The organism is Brachybacterium sp. EE-P12 (assembly GCF_003711805.1).
Lineage (GTDB): Bacteria > Actinomycetota > Actinomycetes > Actinomycetales > Dermabacteraceae > Brachybacterium.
Map to the genome: position 1 here is coordinate 206,841 of NZ_QXCP01000004.1, position 17,595 is coordinate 224,435.

Sequence of the window (17,595 nt, forward strand, 5' to 3'; positions counted from 1 at the left end):
TAGCCCGCCGCCTCGCGACCATGACGGCTGTCATGGGGCGGACGTGACCGCCGGGGCTGGGACGGCGGCTGCGACGGCGCGATCGTGGAGCCATGACCACCACCACCGCCCCCGCCCGCACCGCGGCCCTCGAGCTGCGCGGCCTCACCCGCAGCTACGGGCAGGTCCGCGCCCTGGACGGCCTCGACCTCGAGATCCGACCCGGCGAGATCGTGGCCCTGCTGGGCCCCAACGGCGCCGGCAAGACCACCGCCATGGAGATGATGGTGGGGCTCGCGACCCCCGACGCCGGGGCCGTGCGCGTGCTCGGCACCGATCCGGTCACCGCGACCCGCACCGGACTCATCGGCACCATGCTCCAGGCCGGGGCGCTCCTGCCCGACCAGCGGGTGCGCACCATGCTGAGGCTGCTCCACTCCCTGCAGGCCCACCCCATGCCGATGGACGACGTCGTCGCCCAGGCCGACATCGCCGACCTCATGGCGCGCAGGATCGGTGCGCTCTCCGGCGGGCAGGCCCAGCGGGTCCGCTTCGCGATCGCGCTGCTCGGCGACCCGCAGGTGCTGCTGCTGGACGAGCCGACCGTCGGCATGGACATCGGCGCCCGCCGCGCCTTCTGGGGCCGAATGCGGGAGGTCGCCGCGAGCGGCCGCACCATCGTCTTCGCCACCCATCACCTCGAGGAGGCGGAGCGGGAGGCCGGCCGCGTCATCGTCATGGACCGCGGCCGCATCGTCGCCGACGGGACGGGGCCCGAGATCGCCGCCGTCGTCGCCGGGCGCGTGCTCACCCTGCGCGGCGCCCCGCCCGCGCAGGTCGCGGCGCTGCCCGGCGTGGAGCGCGCCGAGGTCGACGAGACCGACGCGCGCCGGGTGCGGGCCGTGTGCACCGACTCCGACGCCGCGCTCGCGGCCCTGTTCACCGGCCCGCTCGCCGCCGACGTCCATGACGTGCTCGTGACCGCGCCCGGTCTCGAGGAGGCGTTCCTGCGCATCACCGACCACGACGAGGAGACCGACCGATGACCATCGCCCAGCCCGCCGTCCGCACCGCCGCCGCACCGTCGGCCGCGACCCGCACCGTCCGCTACGCCGCCCACACCACCGCCATGACCGCCACCAACATCGCCTTCATGGTGTTCACCATCGCGCTGCCGGTGGGGATGTACCTGCTGTTCTCGATGATGTTCGGGGACCAGGCCGAGGGGCAGGCGCGCGGCATGATCATGATCAACATGGCCGCCTACGGCGGGCTCGGCGCCGCGGTGACCGCCGGCACCCAGATCCAGGAGGATCAGCGCAACGGCTTCCTCCGCCAGCTCGTGGTCGCCGGGCTCTCCCCGCGCTCCTTCCTGGCCGGCTCCGTCCTCGCCGCGAGCGCCGTGATCGTCCCCGCCCTGCTCGCCGTCGGCCTGGTCGGCCTCGTCACCGGCGTCGAGGCGAGCCTGCCGGACTTCCTCGCCACCCTCGCCGTGCTCTGGCTCGGACTGCTGCCCACGATCCTCATCGGCCTCGTGCTCGGGATGGTGCTGCGCGGCGCCGCCGCGATGGCCGGCGGGGTCGTGACGATGATGGCGATGGCGATCTTCGGCGGGCTGTGGATGCCGCTGGAGATGTTCCCCTCCTGGATGCAGAGCCTCGGCCACGCCCTGCCCACCTACTGGATCTCCGACCTCGGCCGCTGGGCGCTGTACGGCGGGGACGTCCCGTTCACCGGCCTCGCGGTGATCGGTGCCTGGACTCTCGTGCTGGGCCTGCTGTGCCTGGTGAGCATGTCCCGCGCCGTGGGCCTGCAGCGGCGGTGAGGGGCGCTGACACAATGACCGTCATGGACGTGCACGAGGGACCCGACGAGCAGGAGGCCGAGGCCCGTCCGCTCACGCCGCGCGGCGTGCTCCGGGCCGCACGGGAATCCGGCGGTCTCGCGTTCTCCCTCCCGCCGGTGATGTTCGTGCTGGTCCCGATCGTGTTCGGCTGGATCCAGGCGCCCGGGGCCCGGATGGTGCTCGCGACCGCGCTGCTGCTCCTCTACGGCGCGCTGTTCGCCGCCACCACCGGGATCGCGCTCTATCCGCGGCGGGTGCGGCTGATCTGGTTCGTGCTGTGCACCGTGATCCTGCTCGCGCTGATCCCCGTGATCGGCGTGAACGTCCTGTACATGGTGATGTTCCAGGCCATGACGCATGTGATCCTGCTGCCCTGGCGCTGGGCGGTGCCCTCGATGCTGGCGATGAGCCTCGCCGTCATGATCACCGCGCTCTCGCTCGGACAGCTGATCCCGGCGGGCTTCGCCGTGATGGGCACCGTCATGGCCTGGGGCATCGGCCACGGGATCCGCCAGCAGGCGCTGCAGGAGCAGCTCGAGGCCGCCCAGCGCCGCAACGCCGTGCTCGCCGTCGCCGCGGAGCGGGAGCGGATCGGCCGCGACCTCCACGACCTCGTCGGCCACTCGCTGACCTCCCTGACCATCTCCACGCAGCTCGCACGGCGCCTGCTGGAGACCGATCCCGACGCCGCCCGCGAGCAGCTCGTCCACATCGAGGCGACCGTGCGCCAGGCGCTCGCCGATGTGCGCGCCACCGCCTCGGGGATGCAGACGGTGCGCGCCGCGACCGAGATCGCCTCGGCCCGCACCATCCTGTCGACCGCCGGGATCCAGGCGGAGGTCCCCACCGCGGTGCCGCCGCTTCCCGAGGACCTCGCCGAGCTGTTCGGCTACGTCATCCGCGAAGGAGTCACCAACATCGTGCGCCACTCCCGCGCCACCAGCGCCCGCATCACCGTGTCCGAGGAGACCGTGAGCGTCGTCGACGACGGCGTGGGCATCCCCGCCGGCGCCTCCCGCAGCGGGCTGCGCGGCCTCGAGGCGCGCATCGCGCTCGCCGGCGGACGGCTCGAGGTGGTCTCCTCCGAGACCGGCACCGCCCTGACCGCGAGGATGGGAGCGACCGCATGAGCCCCGCGATCCGCGTCATCGTCGCCGACGACCAGGCGATCCTCCGCTCCGGCCTGGTCGCTCTGCTGCGGCTCGAGCAGGGCATCGACGTGGTGGGGGAGGCGGCCGACGGGGCGGGCACCCTCGAGGCCGTCGCCGCGCACCGCCCCGACGTGCTCCTGCTGGACGTGCAGATGCCGCCCGGCACCGCCGCGGACGGCACGGCCGGCCCGGCCGACGGCATCGAGGTGGCCGAGCACCTGCAGAACGCCGACGGCGCCCCGCGGATCATCGTGCTGACCACCTTCGGCAGGGCCGGCTACCTGCGCCGCACCATGGAGGCCGGCGCGGCCGGGTTCATGGTCAAGGACACCCCCGTCGAGCGGCTCGTCGACGCGATCCGCCGCGTCCACGAGGGGCTGAAGGTGGTGGATCCGGAGCTGGCGGCGCAGTCCCTCGCCGTCGGCCCCAGCCCCCTGACCGCGAAGGAGACCGAGGTGCTGCAGGCCGCCGCCGCAGGCGGCACCACCGCCGCGATCGCGCAGCGGCTGTTCCTCTCCGAGGGGACGGTGCGCAACCACGTCTCCGCCGCGATCGGGAAGCTCGGCGTCGCGAACCGGGCCGAGGCCGTCAGGAGCGCCGCGGACAACGGGTGGATCTGAGCCTCCGCCGGCGCGCGTAGGGTGGTCCCCCGTGGAGACGATCGAGGCACTGCTCAGCGCGCTGATCGGCGTCAGCGTGCCCGCCTTCGCGATCGCGTCGATGCTCTCGATGGGTCTGCGCACCCCGCTGCGCGCCTTCCGCGACCAGCTGCGCGATCGCCGCACCGTCCTCGCCGTGCTGGGGGCGAACTTCGTGGTCGTCCCCGCCGTCGGCACGCTCCTGATCTGGCTGCTCAGCGACCTGCTGCCCCGGCAGACGGGGGAGGGGTTCGTCATCGCGCTGTGCGCCGCGGGCGCCCCGTTCGTGCTGCAGCTCGGGGCGATGGCCCGCATCCCCTACGGCGAGACGGCCGGCCCCATGGCCGTGCTGCTGCTCGGCTCGATCGTGTTCATGCCGCTCGTGGTCCCGTTCCTGCTGCGGGACGTGGAGGTGCACGGCTGGTCCGTCGCGGAGCTGCTGCTGGGCACGATGCTCTCCCCGATGATCGCCGGGATCGTCGTCGCCGCCGTCTGGCCGGGCCGCGCCGACGCCTTCGCCCGCATCGCCGGCGGTGTCGCGGCGGTCTCCGCGGTGCTCATGTTCCTCTCCGGCTTCGGCGCGAACTCCGGCTTCGTCCTCCAGCTGCTGCTGTCCCCGGTGATGCTGGTCGCCGCCGGGCTCGTCGCCCTCGCCTTCGCCGCGGGACGTTTCGCCGGCGACCTCGCCGGGGACACCCTCACCGTCCCCGACGGCCCCGCGATCCTCACCAGCCAGCGCAACATCGCCGCGGCCCTGCTGGTCGCCCGCACCGGCGCCGAGAACAGCGAGGCGGCCGGCTCGATCGTCGTCGCGATCCTGCTGCTGAGCGCGGTCGGCTTCGTGATGCTCGTGCCCTACGCGCTGGTCAGCGGCTATCTGCGCCGCCGACGGGCGGGGGAGCGGGCCACCCTCGGGGTGCTCCTCGGGGTCGTCGGCCCCCGGGACGGCTGAGCGCCGCCGCCCCGCCGCCCGCACCATCGGTCACCCGGTGGTATCCAGTGTGAGGTGTCGGAATCACGGCGCATTCCGACACCCCTCATGGGATGGGCGATTCAGGAGGGCGCGGGCCAGGCCTCCGAGCGCGGCGGGGCCCGCCGACGCGGTGCGCCCAGAGAGAACCCGCGCGGCGGGCGTCGGCGCGCGCCCTAGCCTGGGAAGGTGGCATCCCTCCTGCGCATCGTCCGCTTCACCCGCGACCTGGCCCCGCTCTACGCGGCGGTCATCCTCTGCTCGATCCTCACCGCCGCGGCGGGCCTCGCCGTCCCCTTCCTGATCGGGAACGCGACCGACACGGTCACCGCGGCCGTCGGCGGGCGCACCCCCACCGGGACCGCGGTGCGCGCGGTGGTGCTGATCGCGGCGGCGGTGCTGGTCGCGGAGCTGCTGAACACCGTCGTCTCCAACGTCGGCGGCTGGTTCGGCGACGTGATGAGCAACCGGATGCGCACCATCCTCTCGGTGCGCTACTACGACAAGCTCCTCCACCTGCCGCAGCGCTGGTTCGACGGGGAGATCACCGGCACGATCGTGGCGCGGCTGAACCGCTCGATCACCGAGATCACGAACTTCGCCAAGATGATGTCGAACACCTTCGCCTCGATGCTCATCACGACCGTCGCGGTGCTCGCCATCAGCGCCTGGTACGCGTGGCCGCTGGCCCTGCTGCTGCTGATCGTGTTCCCGGTCTACGTGTGGCTGACCTCGCTGACCTCGGTCAAGTGGCAGCGCCTCGAGGCCGAGAAGAACGAGCAGGTCGACATCGCCTCGGGCCGCTTCGCCGAGGTCGTGGGGCAGATCCGGGTGGTGAAGTCCTTCGTGCGCGAGCGCGGGGAGCTCGCCGACTTCAGCCGCCGTTTCCACGCCACCGATGCGACCACCCGCGCGCAGTCCACGCACTGGCATCGCATGGACGTGCTGCGCCGCGCGGTGCTGAACCTCGTGTTCTTCGGGATCTACGTGATCATCTTCGTGCGCACCGTCCAGGGGGCCTTCACGCTCGGCGAGATGGTGCTGCTGGTGCAGCTGATGAGCATGGCCAAGGCCCCCGTCGAGTCGATGAGCTGGGTCATCGACTCCTCCCAGCGGGCGATCGCGGGCTCGCGGGACTACTTCCGCGTCATGGAGGCCGAGGTCGATCCGCGCACCGCCGCGATGCTCGCCCGCGCCGAGGAGGATGCCCCGGCCCCCGTCGTCGAGCCGGTGCCCGGCGCGCCCGTGGTCCGCTTCCGGGACGTGTCCTTCGCCTACGAGGACGGCGAGGACGTGCTGCACGGCATCGACTTCTCCGTCGACCGGGGCGAGAAGGTCGCGCTGGTGGGCGAGTCCGGCGGCGGGAAGTCCACGATCGTGAACCTGCTGCTGGGCCTCTACGAGCCGCGCGAGGGAGCGGTCGAGGTGGTGGGCCGCTCGAGCACGGAGCTGCCGCTGGACGTGCTCCGCTCCCGCATCGGCGTGGTCTTCCAGGACGCCTCCCTGTTCTCCGGCACGCTGCGCGAGAACATCGCCTACGGCCGGCCCGGCGCGAGCGACGAGGAGGTCGTGGGCGCCGCCCGCCGCGCGAACGCCGACGGCTTCGTGCGCCGCTTCCCCGGCGGCTACGAGCAGGTGATCGGCGAGCGGGGGCTGAAGCTCTCCGGCGGTCAGCGCCAGCGCATCGCGGTCGCCCGCGCGATCCTCAAGGACGCTCCGGTGCTGGTGCTCGACGAGGCGACCTCCGCGCTCGACACCCGCGCCGAGCGGCAGGTGCAGGAGGGCCTGGACGAGCTGATGGAGGGACGCACCTCGCTGATCATCGCCCACCGCCTCTCGACCATCGCGGCCGTGGACCGGATCATCACCCTCGAGGACGGGCGGATCGACGAGATCGGCACCCCCGCCGAGCTCGCCGCCTCCGGAGGGATCTACGCCCAGCTGCTGGACCTGCAGAGCTCGGGGGACCGCAGGCGCCTGGCGCGCTTCGACATCACCGGGTGAGCAGCCGCCGGTTGTGCAGCCGGTGCAGGTCGCGGGACTCCATGCGGGGAACTGTATCCGGGCGCCCAGCGGGCGTCCGGGGCCGGGCGCTACGATGGCGGCGATCACACGCTCGGGGGCGACGAAGGAGCTCACATGGGATTCATCCAGGCATTCAAGGGCGCGATCGGCGGCATGTTCGCCGATCAGTGGAAGGACTTCCTCACCGTGCCGGACGGCCTGCCGCAGACGGCGGCGCTGTTCCCCGCGGTGCCGCAGGGCACGAACGCCGGCCGCGGTGCGAACACCCGCGGCTCGAAGAACATCATCTCCAACGGTTCGAAGATCCTCGTGCCTCAGGGGTACGGGCTCATCACGGTCGTCGACGGCCGCGCCACGGGCCTGATCACCGAGGCCGGCGGCTACGAGTTCGACGACTCCTCGCCCGATGCGCGCTCGGTCTTCGCAGGCGACGAGGTGCTCGCCTCGACCGTCGGCACCTCCTGGGAGCGCTTCAAGTTCGGCGGCCGCCCCTCCTCGCAGCAGCTCGCCTTCTACGTGAACCTCAAGGAGATCCCCGACAACCGCTTCGGCACCCAGTCCGAGATCTACTGGGACGACGCCTACCTCAACGCGCAGGTCGGCGCGGTCACCCGCGGCTCCTACACGCTGCGGATCATCGACCCGCTGCTGTTCGTGCACAACTTCGTGCCGGCCTCGTTCATCTCCGCGAACGCGCCCGTGTTCGACTTCTCCGACCCCGACAACGCGGCCGGGAACCAGATGTTCCAGGAGGTCGTCGGCTCCCTCGCCCAGGCGTTCTCCCGCTATACGAACGATCCCGACAAGGGCAACCGCATCTCCCGCATCCAGGGCGACTCGGTGGGCTTCGCGCAGTCGCTCTCGGCCGCCGTCGAGGAGGGTTACCGCTGGTCCAGCGACCGCGGCCTCGCGATCGTGAAGACCTCGATCGTCTCGATCGAGTACGACCAGCGCACCCGTGAGCTGCTCGCCGACGTGCAGAAGGCCGACGCGCTCTCCGGTGCCCGTTCGCAGTCCTTCATGAACCAGGCCGCCGCGCGCGGTGTGCAGGCCGCGGGCGAGAACGGCGGCGGTGCGGGCCTGGCGATGTTCGGGGCCGGCATGGGTGCGGCCGGCGGCATGGTGAACCCGGCGCAGCCCTGGTCGCCGCCCGGCCAGCAGCAGGCCCCGCAGCAGCAGGCCCCGCAGCAGCAGGACGCCGCGCCGGCGCAGGAGGACCCCGTCGCGAAGCTCGCCCAGTACAAGCAGATGCTGGAGCAGGGGCTGATCAGCGAGGAGGACTACGAGGCGGCGAAGAAGGCCGCGCTCGGCCTCTGAGGCGCGCCGACGCACGACGATGACCGCACAGCCGCCGCAGGATCCGCAGGGGGAGCAGCCCCCGCAGCCGCCCACGCCCGGTGACCCGCACGAGCCCTCCGAGCGCATCATCGACACCAGCTCCGGGCGGCCCGACGGGCTGAACAAGTGCCCCCGCTGCGGCTCCACCGAGATCCAGTACTCGCTGACCGCGAAGGCGCTGGTGTGCTCCTACTGCCGCTTCGCCTGGAACGAGGACGTCGCCGAGCAGCGCTTCGGGCTGGACTCCTCGATCGCGGAGCTGCGCGGCCACACCCTGGCGTCCGGCACCGCGGACGTCCGTGAGGACCTCACCACCGTGACCCTGAAGTGCCAGGGCTGCGGCGCCGAGGTCGTCATCAACGTCGAGCAGGAGATGCAGGCCCGCTGCCACTGGTGCCGTCAGACCCTCTCGATCAACACGCAGATCCCGGGCGGCGCGGTGCCGGATGCGGTGCTGCCCTTCCTGCTCACCCGCGAGGAGGCGGTCGAGCGGATCGACGCCTTCGCGGGCAAGCGCAAGACCTTCGCGCAGGGTCGCTTCAAGCAGGAGTTCGTGCCCGAGAACGTGATGGGCGTGTACATCCCGTATCTCGTGGTCGACGGGAACATGCATGCCGTGCTGCGCGGCACCGGCGAGGTCACCACGCGCCAGTACACGGTGCGCCGACGCGTCGGCAAGGACCAGTACGTCACCGAGACCTATTACGACGCGGACGTGTATGCCGTCCAGCGCGCCTTCGACCTGCTCGTCGACGACCTCACGGTCGAGTCCGCCAAGCGCTTCGACGCCGACGACAACGCCCGGGCCACCAACAACATCCTCAGCGCCGTCCAGCCCTACGACACCGAGAACGCGGTCGTCTACAGCTCGCACTACCTCAAGGGCTTCACCTCCGAGCGCCGCGACCTGAACGTCCGCGACGTCGACGCCGAGGTGGAGGACAAGTTCCTGGCGATCGCCCGGTCGAAGGCCACGCCCACCATCTCCCGCTACGACCGCGGGGTGCGCTGGGACGAGGAGGGTGTGGCGGTGCACGGCTCCCGCTGGGTCTCGATCTACGTGCCGGTGTGGCTGTACAGCTACGCCGACTCCGCCAAGGGCGAGGGCTCCCTCGTCCACTACATCGCCGTGAACGCCCGCAACGGGAACACGATGGGCTCGGTGCCCGTCTCGCACCCGAAGATCTTCGCCGTCTCCTGCGCCGCGGGAACGGTCGCCGCGGTGCTCGGCGCGCTGGCGGGCCTCGCCTACATGTTCATGTGACCGGCCCGATGACCACGACCGACCGACCCCGAGGAGTCCCGCATGCACCCGCTGCTCGCTGAGATCGCCGCGGATCCCTCCGTCGCGATGCTGCTGGCCGATTCCGGGGACGGGGCCGCCGGCATCGCCTTCCCCTTCCTCGCGGGCCCGGCCGTGTTCGCCGCGGTGTACATCGGCATCTACCGCTACTACCGCAACACCGACAAGCGCCACGAGTTCGAGAAGAAGACCGATGTCGCCGTCGGCAACCTCCGCTCCGGCGACCGCCGCGTCGGCACCAACAATCGCCAGCGCAGCCGCACCATGTCCGGGCAGAACAGCACCGACCACCTCGAGCGCGTGCGCCGGATCCGGGTGGAGTGACATGGGCGAGCGGCCGAGCCGTGCGCTGCTGCTCATCGGGGCTGTCGGCGTCGGCAAGACCACGGCTGCCGAGGCGGTCGGCGACGAGCTCGAGGAGCGGGGCGTCCCCGGCGCGGTGATCGATCTCGACGCGATCCGTCGCGGATGGCCGGCCCCGACCGGCGACCGCTTCAACACCGCGATCGAGCTCGTGAACCTGCGCGATATGGCGCGCAACTACCGCGGGACGGGCGCGGAGATCCTGGTCGCGGCGGGAGTGCTCGAGGAGAGAGCGGCTCGCAGCCGGTACGAGGAAGCGATGGGTGCTCCGCTCACGGTCGTGCGGCTCGTGGCCCCGCGCGAGCTGGTGCGTGCCCGCCTGCGCCGACGCCACGAGCACGAGCAGTCCGCGCTGGACTGGCATCTCGACCGCTTCGACGAGCTCACCGCGATCCTCGACGCCGCCGCGGTCGAGGACGCGACGGTCCCGATCGCCGAGGATCCCCGCGGCACGGCCCGCGCCGTGCTCGCCGCGGCGCGGTGCTGAGCCTCGGGTCTGTCCACACCGGAGAGCGGCCCGTGCCCAGGAACGCGATTCTCATGCTCCTCGGTGTGCCATCGCGCGTGCCGCCCCGGCCGTCCACAGCCGCCTGTCGTCCGGCGCTGTGAACGTGCACAATGGAGGTCATGATTCCTCGCCTCACCCGTCGCCGCGCGTTCGTCGCCGCCGCCGCTGCCGGGCTCGGCCTCCCGGCCGCCGCCTCCGCTGCGGAGCCCGTGCGCAGGGGAGGGGACGTCCAGCCGCTGCGCGCGGCGACCTACAACGTCTCGATGCACCGCGGGCGCGAGGGGCAGCTGCTCGAGGACCTCGCCGGCGGCGAGGACGCCCAGATCCGGGCCGTCGCCGAGGTCATCCAGATCAACAACCCCGACATCCTGCTGCTCAACGAGTTCGACCACGACGCCGAGGGGCGCGGCATCGACCTCTTCCGCGAGAAGTACCTCGAGGTGCCGCAGAACGGGCAGAGCCCGGCCTTCTACCCCTACTCCTTCAGCGCACCCGTGAACACGGGCGTCCCGTCCGAGCTGGACCTGGACCGCGACGGCACCGTCGGCGGCCCGGACGACGCCTGGGGCTTCGGCGAGTTCCCCGGCCAGTACGGGATGGTCGTCCTCTCCCGCCACCCGATCCTCGCCGACCAGGTGCGCACCTTCCAGGACCTGCGCTGGGCGGACATGCCCCGCAACCTCCTGCCCACGGACTTCTACGGCCCGGAGATCTCCCCGCAGCTGCGCCTGAGCTCGAAGTCCCACTGGGACGTGCCGGTGCAGATCGGCTCGACCGTGCTGCACGTCCTCGCCGCGCATCCGACGCCGCCGAGCTTCGACGGGCCCGAGAAGCGCAACCAGCGCCGCAACCACGACGAGATCCGGCTCTGGGTCGACTACCTGAGCTCCGGCAGCCGTGCGAAGTGGATCGTCGACGACGACGGCACGCGCGGCGGCCTCGAGGCCGGCGCCCCCTTCGTGATCCTCGGCGACTTGAACTCCGATCCGGCCGACGGCGACTCCTGGCCGGGCGCGATCGAGCAGCTGCTGCGCCACCCGCGCGTGCAGGACCCGGAGCCGGCCAGCGAGGGCGCCGTCGAGGCCGCCGAGTCCCAGGGCGGCGCGAACACGGAGCACACCGGCAAGGCGAGCCTGGACACCGCGGACTTCTCCGAGCCGAGCCCGGGCAACCTCCGCGTGGACTACGTGCTGCCCTCGCGCGGCCTTCCGATCGTCTCCTCGGCCGTGTTCTGGCCCCGGCAGGGCACCCCCGGCAGCGAGCTGACCGGCACCGACCCTTTCCCGACCTCCGACCACCGTCTCGTGCGCGTGGACCTGCAGGTGACGACGTGAGCGGCCGGCTCGGACCGCTGCTGGACGTCGCGCAGCTGCACGCCCTGATCGACGAGGCCGCACACGACCCGCGGCCGCTCGTGCTGCTGGACGTGCGCTGGGCCCTGGACGGCTCGACTGGGGAGCACGCCCACCTCGACGCTCACCTGCCCGGCGCGGTCTACGTCGACCTCGGCACCGAGCTCGCCGCGCCGGCGAGCCCCGGCGCGGGCCGACACCCGTTGCCCGCCCCGGAGGACTTCGCCGCGACCCTGCGCCGCGTCGGCGTCACCGAGGACTCCCGCATCGTCGCCTACGACGACACCGACGGCGGGCCCGCCGCGCGCCTGGTGTGGATGCTGCGAGCCCTCGGGCACGACGCCGCCGTGCTCAGCGGCGGGCTCCGCGCCTGGAACGGCCCGCTCGAGAGCGGCCCGGTCACCCCCGTGCCCGGCGACGTGCCGGTGCGGGACTGGCCTGCGGAGCGGATCGCGAGCGCCGACGAGGTCGCGACGCTCGCCGCCGCGTCCGACGGAGTCGTCCTCGACGCCCGCGCCGCCGAGCGCTATCGCGGGGACGTCGAGCCGATCGACCCCCGCGCCGGCCACGTGCCCGGCGCCGTGAACCTGCCCTACGCCGGCAACCTCGACCAGGAGCGGCGCTTCCTGGACCCGGCCGAGCTGCGCCGCCGCTTCGAGGCCGCGGGGGTGAGCGAGGACCGCGAGACGATCGTGTACTGCGGCTCCGGCGTCACCGCCACCCACGACCTGCTCGCCCTCGAGGCCGCGGGCTTCGAGAAGGTGCGGCTGTTCCCCGGCTCCTGGTCGCAGTGGAGCGCGGATCGGGCACGGCCCGTCGCCGTCGGCCCGAACCCCTGAGCTGACCGGTCACGCGCCGGGGTTGATCTCCCGGATCGCGGCGACGATCTCGCGATGGCGGCGCCGCTGCGCCGGGAGCTCCGCCTCGGGCACGTCCTGGCCCAGCACCGCCGCCCAGATCGGCACCATCTCCTCGTGGTACGAGTGGCCGTGCCCGCCGCGCGCGGTGATCGACAGCGGCATGTCCGCGGCGATCTGCCAGAACGTGATCCACGGGAACCAGCGCATCGCCGGGGTGACGTCGTGCCCCACCCGCTCCTGCAGCCAGGCCGGCTCCCGCCACAGCAGCGAGGGATCGAACCACACCACCGGATCCGAGGGGTGCTGGGCGAAGACCACGCGGGGATGCTCCCACTCGGCGTACAGCCCGCCCCAGTAGTCGCGGTGCAGGTCGCGGGGGCGGGTGACCACACGGATGTGCCGCCCGTCGTCGATGATCGGCGCGACCGCGGGGGAGCCCGGCCGGGCCCGGGCCGTGATCTGCTCCCACAGCGGGGTGAAGCTCGGCGTGCCCGTGAACACCGCGCCGTCGACGCTCGAGAGCATCTCCGGCACGTCCCGGAAGGCGGCGCTGCCGCCGAAGGCGCCCAGCGACTCCCCGGCCACGTACAGCCGCGGCCGGTCCTCCGGCGGGAGCTGCGCCATCCGGCGCCGCACCGCCCGCAGCAGCAGCGCCCCGGCCCGCTGCGGGGAGCGGCGGTCGGCGAGATAGGTGAGGGGGCTGGGGAAGTAGGAGTACTGGATCGAGGCGGTCGCGCAGTCGCCGGCGGTGAGGAACTCGATCGCCGAGAGCGACCACTCCTGCAGCCAGCCGGTGCCGGTCCCGGTGAACAGCACCAGCACCTCCCGGTCCCACGCGCCCGTGCGGTCGAGCTCGGCGACGACCGCCGCGGCGGTGTCCTCGAGGCTGCGGGAGCCGGACTTCGCGGCGTACACGCGGATCGGCTCGCGCGCCTCGGCCCCGACGGTGCGGGAGATCCGCGCCGCGTCCGCGCCGGCGGAGACGATCTTCCGGCCCGGCGCGCCGAGGGACTGCCAGGCCTCGAACGATCCCGGCCCGCCCGAGCGCAGCGCGGAGGTGGGGCGCGGGACGTCGGGGGAGATCAGCCGGTTCGCGGCCTCGGCCCGCTCGATCATCCCCTCGAGCACCCGCCCGCGGATCAGCCGCTCGAGCACGACGCCGACGGTCGCGGCGGTCAGCACCAGCGAGACCGCCCCGACCACCCGCGCCGGCAGATAGGGGCGCAGCAGCGCCCGGTAGATGTCCGCGGTCGCGATCGTGGCCCGCGCGGCGACGAGCGCCGCCGCGGAGAAGCCGGCCCCGGCCAGGGTGCCCACCACATGGGTGGCGAGGTTCTTAGGCTCCTGCTGGACGAGATGGCTGATCTCGCGCTGGCGCAGCACTCCGCGCACCCACGAGTAGGCGGTGATCCCGATGAGCGCGCCGGCGCCCGCCCAGCGGGCACGTCGACGGTGGTCGGGGGCGATGTCGACCTCGAGCCCGATCGCGGCGGCGGTGCGGTGCACGACCCGGCCGACGAGCGAGCCGGTCGCGTAGCCGTACACCTCGGACAGCCCGATGTTCGCCGCCCACATCCACCAGGTGCGCGGCAGCAGGCTGGGGGAGGTCGAGATCCATGCGGTCACGGAGGCGCCGAGGAAGCCGCCGGTGTCCAGCGGGGCGGAGATCGCCGTGAGCCGCGCACGATGGGCTGCGCGACGGGTGGCCCGCCGCACCATCCGGGCGGCGCCGCCGGTGAGGCTCGTCAGGGGGGACAGTGCGGAGGCGGGGCCGGAGGGCATGCAGGCAGGCTATCGGAGCACGGCGCGGCGCTCCGTACCCTGGGGGGCATGAAGATCCTGCTTCCTGACACCATGCCGCTGGACCCGACGCTGCCCGAGGGCTGGGAGGCCGTCGTCGTCGACGCCCGCGAGGAGATCCCCGCCGCCCATCACGACGCGGCCGCGCTCGTGGTCTGGGGCTCCTCCCGCCGACACCTGGAATCCGCCGCGCAGCACCTGGGCGGGCTCCGGCTGGTCCAGTCCCTCGCCGCCGGGGTCGAGGGGATCCTCGCCGCGGGCTTCGGCGAGGACGTCGTCGTCACCACCGGCGCGGGCCTGCACTCGCGGACCGTCAGCGAGCACGCGCTCGCGCTGCTGCTCGCCCTGGTGCGGCGCCTGCCCGAGAGCCGCGAGGCGCAGGAGCGCCACGAATGGTCCGGCGAGCTCGGCGGCCTGCAGCCCCTGCACCCCGAGGGCCGGCTCACCACGCTGCTGGACGCACGGGTGCTGATCTGGGGCTTCGGCAGCATCGGGCAGACCCTCGCCCCGATGCTGCAGGGCCTCGGCGCGCACGTGCGCGGCGCCGCCCGCACCGCCGGCACCCGCGCCGGCGTCGAGGTGATCGCCGAGGCGGACGTGCTCGCCGCCCTCCCGGAGACCGACGTGCTGGTGAACATCCTGCCCGCCACCGAGCAGACCGCCGGGATCGTCGGGTCCGAGGTCCTCGCCGCGCTCCCGGACCACGCGATCCTCGTCAACGTCGGCCGCGGCGCCACCGTGGATCAGGCCGCCCTGCGCGCGGCGCTCGAGGCGGGCACCCTGGGCGCGGCGGGGATCGACGTCACCGACCCCGAGCCGCTTCCGGCCGAGGATCCGCTGTGGGACGCACCCCGCCTGCTGATCACCCCGCACGGCGCGGGCGGACGCCCCGTCGGCGCCGATGAGCGCATCGCCCGCAACCTGCGCGCCCTCGTCGACGGGGGCGAGATGCTGCATCCCGCGGCGCGCTGAGGGACGGACCGGCCCGCTCAGCCCGCGAGGTCCGCGGCGAGCGCCTCGACCGCGCGGGCGGAGGTCTCGGCGACCACGTCGAGCTCGAGGTGGAACTGCTGACCGGCGGCCGGTCCGCACAGGTCCGAGACGGCGCGCAGCGCCACGAAGGGCATGCCGAGCGCCTCGGCCGTCCGGGCGCTCGCAGCGGTCTCCATGTCGGTGCTGAGCGCGCCGGGGAACCGCTCGCGCATCGGGTCGGCCAGCGGGGCGGTGACGAAGGCGTCGCCGGAGAGCATGAGCCCGCGCCGCACCGCCGCGGCGGGGTCGCGGCGCGCGGCCCGCTCGGCACGGTCGGTCCAGGCCTTCTCCGCCACGATCCGCTCGGGACCGCCGGGCAGCTGCCCGGGGGCGTAGCCGAAGGCGGTCGCGTCCGCGATCGACCAGGCGAAGGACTCACCGACGATCACGGTGCCCACCTCGACGTCGGCCGCGAGCCCGCCGCAGGAGCCGGCGGCGACCACGAGGCCGGGGGAGAGGGTCAGGATCCCCCAGGTCGCGGCGGCGGTCGCGGCGGCCACGCCGATCCCGGTGGTGACCACGACCGTCTCGACCCCCGCGAGCCGGCCGCGCACCGCGGAGACCCCGGCGGCGAAGGGCGTGGCGAGCACGTCGGGATCGGTGAGACGGGAGGTCAGCGGCGCGGCCTCCTCCTCCATCGCGACGAGGACGAGCAGGGGAGCGGCAGAGGTGTCGGGCATGGTCGAAGCGTACCGGCGCCGTTCGTTAGGCTGGGCGGACCGGCAGCGAGGCGGCCCCAGCGGCCGCGGACAGGAGGCAAGCGATGGGTCGCATCCGAGACGCCGTGGTGACGGGGGCGCGCGCGGCCGCGAGGATCCCGATCCCCTCGGCCCTGACCCATCAGGCGCTGCGCGAGGCCCGCTCCCCGCAGCCGCCCTCGCACGTGCTGAAGTCGCACGCCGTCGAGGCCGAGATGATCGGCCGCACCCGCACGGTCTGGCTGGACCGCCACCACCTCGGCAACGGCCTGATCATCCACCTGCACGGCGGGGCCTACGTCTCCGGCCCCTTCACCAGCGACTGGTCCTGGCTGTCCCGTCAGGTCGAGGCGCAGGACTGCGCCGGCCTCATGGTCGACTACCGCAACGCCCCCGACCACCAGCACCCCGTGGCCCGGGACGACGTCGAGGCGGTGCTCGACGCCCTCGCGCAGGACGGCCGGCTGGGCGGGGGCCCGTGGGTGCTCAGCGGTCAGCACTCCGGCGGCGGGCTCGCCGTGGTCGTCGCCCGGCGCCTGGCCGATCGCGCCGCCGAGGGGCAGGATGCCGCTCCGGTCCCCGCCCCGGCCGCGATCGTGGTCATGTCCCCGTGGCTGGACCTCGAGCTCTCCACGGCCGGGATGTCCGAGACCGATCAGAGCGATCCGGTGCACGAGCGGCGCCTGCTGCGCGATGCGGCACGTCGCTACGCCGGGCGGACGCCGCTGGACGATCCGGACCTCTCGCCGATCAACCGGGGCCTGGAGGGACTGCCGCCGCTGCACCTCAGCGTCGGCCAGAAGGACCTGTTCGCCTCCGACGCCCGGGTCGCGCGCCTCCAGCTCGAGGAGCACGGCGCGGAGCTGTCCTACCGGGAGATCGGCGGGCGCCTCGGCCTGCAGCTGCTGCCCCGCAAGGGCGAGGACATCGAGCGTCTCCACCGCGAGCAGTCCGAGATGATCGCCGGCGCGCTCAGCTCTCGATGATGACCAGTGCCGCGCCCGGGGACTCGACGGCCCAGCGGCGCTGCGGCAACGTGCGGATCAGGCCTGCGATCAGCAGGGAGTGGCCGACGAGATAGGTCAGCATCACCAGCTCGGTGCTGAAGGCGATCGACGCCCCGGGCAGGAACCAGTCCATGCCCAGCAGCGAGCTGGACAGCAGGAACAGCGTGCCGCCGGTCCAGGTCAGGCTGTTCCCGCCGGCCGAGAGGAAGGCCATCGTCGCGAGCGCCACCGCATAGGCGGCGACCACGGGCAGCAGCGTCCCGGCCCCGTCGGCGCACGCGACGAACAGGCCGATCACCACGCCCGCGTAGGGGATCGCCAGCGCGATCCGCATCGGGTCGCGGGAACGGGTCCACAGCGGTGCCAGCACTGCCGAGTAGCACAGCAGGGCCCCGAGGAAGCAGAGGATCGCGAGCATCTCCCCGCCCGGCACGGGCAGCTGCCCGATGCTGTCCCCGAGCCAGGCGCAGGCCAGTCCGCCGAGCATGAGCACGGTCGCGCGGGAGAGGTGCGGGGCCGCGGTCAGCAGCACCGCGATCAGCACCGGCGCGAACAGCGGCTGGGTGAGGCGGGCGAGCATCTCCCCGTCCCCCAGCAGCGCACCGAGATGCGTCACCGCGAGGAGCGCATAGACCCCCCACAGCGCGCGGTGGGCCGAGCGGATCGTGGACACCGTCCCAGCGTAGGAAGCCGATCGCCGCCGCGACCAGGGATCGGCCGCCCGT

17 protein-coding genes are annotated in these 17,595 nt (G+C 73.2%); 14 read left to right on the forward strand and 3 right to left on the reverse strand.

The annotated features are described in order from the left end of the window. Positions 1-92 precede the first annotated feature (92 nt). The 12 genes from D1648_RS04075 to D1648_RS04130 all read left to right on the forward strand — a co-directional run bounded on the left by D1648_RS04075 (position 93) and on the right by D1648_RS04130 (position 12,312). Positions 93-1,025: an ABC transporter ATP-binding protein gene (locus tag D1648_RS04075; protein ID WP_122939541.1), complete on the forward strand. Its 933-nt coding sequence runs from the start codon at positions 93-95 to the stop codon at positions 1,023-1,025. Continuing rightward, complete coding sequence (locus D1648_RS04080; protein WP_122939542.1) at positions 1,022-1,804, forward strand: ABC transporter permease; 783 nt, start codon at positions 1,022-1,024, stop codon at positions 1,802-1,804. Before D1648_RS04075 ends, D1648_RS04080 begins: the two co-directional genes overlap by 4 nt. 23 nt (positions 1,805-1,827) lie before the next feature. Next, positions 1,828-2,955, forward strand: a complete 1,128-nt coding sequence (locus D1648_RS04085) for a sensor histidine kinase (RefSeq protein ID WP_241155349.1) — start codon at positions 1,828-1,830, stop codon at positions 2,953-2,955. Next, positions 2,952-3,596, forward strand: a complete 645-nt coding sequence (locus D1648_RS04090) for a response regulator transcription factor (protein ID WP_122939544.1) — start codon at positions 2,952-2,954, stop codon at positions 3,594-3,596. The genes D1648_RS04085 and D1648_RS04090 overlap by 4 nt, the downstream gene beginning before the upstream one ends. A 31-nt stretch (positions 3,597-3,627) precedes the next feature. Further along, positions 3,628-4,566: a bile acid:sodium symporter family protein gene (locus tag D1648_RS04095; RefSeq protein WP_122939545.1), complete on the forward strand. Its 939-nt coding sequence runs from the start codon at positions 3,628-3,630 to the stop codon at positions 4,564-4,566. A gap of 207 nt (positions 4,567-4,773) precedes the next feature. Then, the gene (locus D1648_RS04100; protein ID WP_122939546.1) at positions 4,774-6,588 is read left to right on the forward strand and encodes an ABC transporter ATP-binding protein; all 1,815 of its coding nucleotides are present in this window, start codon (positions 4,774-4,776) and stop codon (positions 6,586-6,588) included. Between the two features lie 135 nt (positions 6,589-6,723). Further along, complete coding sequence (locus D1648_RS04105) at positions 6,724-7,926, forward strand: SPFH domain-containing protein (protein ID WP_122939547.1); 1,203 nt, start codon at positions 6,724-6,726, stop codon at positions 7,924-7,926. Positions 7,927-7,945: 19 nt separating this feature from the next. Beyond that, complete coding sequence (locus tag D1648_RS04110) at positions 7,946-9,211, forward strand: TFIIB-type zinc ribbon-containing protein (protein WP_241155350.1); 1,266 nt, start codon at positions 7,946-7,948, stop codon at positions 9,209-9,211. 42 nt (positions 9,212-9,253) lie between these two features. After that, complete coding sequence (locus tag D1648_RS04115) at positions 9,254-9,574, forward strand: hypothetical protein (protein ID WP_122939548.1); 321 nt, start codon at positions 9,254-9,256, stop codon at positions 9,572-9,574. A gap of 1 nt (position 9,575) precedes the next feature. Beyond that, complete coding sequence (locus D1648_RS04120) at positions 9,576-10,100, forward strand: AAA family ATPase (protein WP_122939549.1); 525 nt, start codon at positions 9,576-9,578, stop codon at positions 10,098-10,100. A gap of 140 nt (positions 10,101-10,240) precedes the next feature. Next, positions 10,241-11,455, forward strand: coding sequence for an endonuclease/exonuclease/phosphatase family protein (locus D1648_RS04125; RefSeq protein WP_122940226.1), 1,215 nt, complete (start codon positions 10,241-10,243; stop codon positions 11,453-11,455). Beyond that, the gene (locus D1648_RS04130) at positions 11,452-12,312 is read left to right on the forward strand and encodes a sulfurtransferase (protein WP_122939550.1); all 861 of its coding nucleotides are present in this window, start codon (positions 11,452-11,454) and stop codon (positions 12,310-12,312) included. Before D1648_RS04125 ends, D1648_RS04130 begins: the two co-directional genes overlap by 4 nt. Positions 12,313-12,321: 9 nt before the next feature. Here D1648_RS04130 and D1648_RS04135 read toward each other — a convergent pair whose 3' ends face one another. Continuing rightward, complete coding sequence (locus D1648_RS04135) at positions 12,322-14,115, reverse strand: alpha/beta-hydrolase family protein (protein ID WP_164518579.1); 1,794 nt, start codon at positions 14,113-14,115, stop codon at positions 12,322-12,324. Positions 14,116-14,163: 48 nt separating this feature from the next. On the opposite strand from D1648_RS04135, the gene D1648_RS04140 reads away from it, so the two are divergent. Beyond that, on the forward strand, positions 14,164-15,105 hold the full coding sequence (locus D1648_RS04140) for a phosphoglycerate dehydrogenase (protein WP_122939551.1): 942 nt from the start codon (positions 14,164-14,166) through the stop codon (positions 15,103-15,105). Positions 15,106-15,122: 17 nt separating this feature from the next. Here D1648_RS04140 and mtnN read toward each other — a convergent pair whose 3' ends face one another. Further along, on the reverse strand, positions 15,123-15,845 hold the full coding sequence (gene mtnN / locus D1648_RS04145; protein WP_122939552.1) for a 5'-methylthioadenosine/S-adenosylhomocysteine nucleosidase: 723 nt from the start codon (positions 15,843-15,845) through the stop codon (positions 15,123-15,125). Positions 15,846-15,928: 83 nt separating this feature from the next. Here mtnN and D1648_RS04150 point away from each other — a divergent pair, with 83 nt between their 5' ends. Beyond that, positions 15,929-16,849, forward strand: a complete 921-nt coding sequence (locus D1648_RS04150; RefSeq protein ID WP_122939553.1) for an alpha/beta hydrolase fold domain-containing protein — start codon at positions 15,929-15,931, stop codon at positions 16,847-16,849. On the opposite strand, the gene D1648_RS04155 is transcribed toward D1648_RS04150, so the two are convergent. After that, on the reverse strand, positions 16,836-17,543 hold the full coding sequence (locus D1648_RS04155) for a lysoplasmalogenase family protein (RefSeq protein ID WP_122939554.1): 708 nt from the start codon (positions 17,541-17,543) through the stop codon (positions 16,836-16,838). The genes D1648_RS04150 and D1648_RS04155 overlap by 14 nt on opposite strands. Positions 17,544-17,595 lie beyond the last annotated feature (52 nt).

What these genes read in the sequence shown, in the direction of transcription:
- D1648_RS04150 (WP_122939553.1), top strand. Translation starts at nt 15,929, where the DNA reads ATGGGTCGCATCCGAGACGCCGTGGTGACGGGGGCGCGCGCGGCCGCG.
- D1648_RS04090 (WP_122939544.1), top strand. Translation starts at nt 2,952, where the DNA reads ATGAGCCCCGCGATCCGCGTCATCGTCGCCGACGACCAGGCGATCCTC.
- D1648_RS04140 (WP_122939551.1), top strand. Translation starts at nt 14,164, where the DNA reads ATGAAGATCCTGCTTCCTGACACCATGCCGCTGGACCCGACGCTGCCC.
- D1648_RS04075 (WP_122939541.1), top strand. Translation starts at nt 93, where the DNA reads ATGACCACCACCACCGCCCCCGCCCGCACCGCGGCCCTCGAGCTGCGC.
- D1648_RS04085 (WP_241155349.1), top strand. Translation starts at nt 1,828, where the DNA reads ATGGACGTGCACGAGGGACCCGACGAGCAGGAGGCCGAGGCCCGTCCG.
- D1648_RS04110 (WP_241155350.1), top strand. Translation starts at nt 7,946, where the DNA reads ATGACCGCACAGCCGCCGCAGGATCCGCAGGGGGAGCAGCCCCCGCAG.
- D1648_RS04115 (WP_122939548.1), top strand. Translation starts at nt 9,254, where the DNA reads ATGCACCCGCTGCTCGCTGAGATCGCCGCGGATCCCTCCGTCGCGATG.
- D1648_RS04120 (WP_122939549.1), top strand. Translation starts at nt 9,576, where the DNA reads ATGGGCGAGCGGCCGAGCCGTGCGCTGCTGCTCATCGGGGCTGTCGGC.
- D1648_RS04080 (WP_122939542.1), top strand. Translation starts at nt 1,022, where the DNA reads ATGACCATCGCCCAGCCCGCCGTCCGCACCGCCGCCGCACCGTCGGCC.
- D1648_RS04125 (WP_122940226.1), top strand. Translation starts at nt 10,241, where the DNA reads ATGATTCCTCGCCTCACCCGTCGCCGCGCGTTCGTCGCCGCCGCCGCT.
- D1648_RS04105 (WP_122939547.1), top strand. Translation starts at nt 6,724, where the DNA reads ATGGGATTCATCCAGGCATTCAAGGGCGCGATCGGCGGCATGTTCGCC.
- mtnN (WP_122939552.1), bottom strand. Translation starts at nt 15,845, where the DNA reads ATGCCCGACACCTCTGCCGCTCCCCTGCTCGTCCTCGTCGCGATGGAG.
- D1648_RS04135 (WP_164518579.1), bottom strand. Translation starts at nt 14,115, where the DNA reads ATGCCCTCCGGCCCCGCCTCCGCACTGTCCCCCCTGACGAGCCTCACC.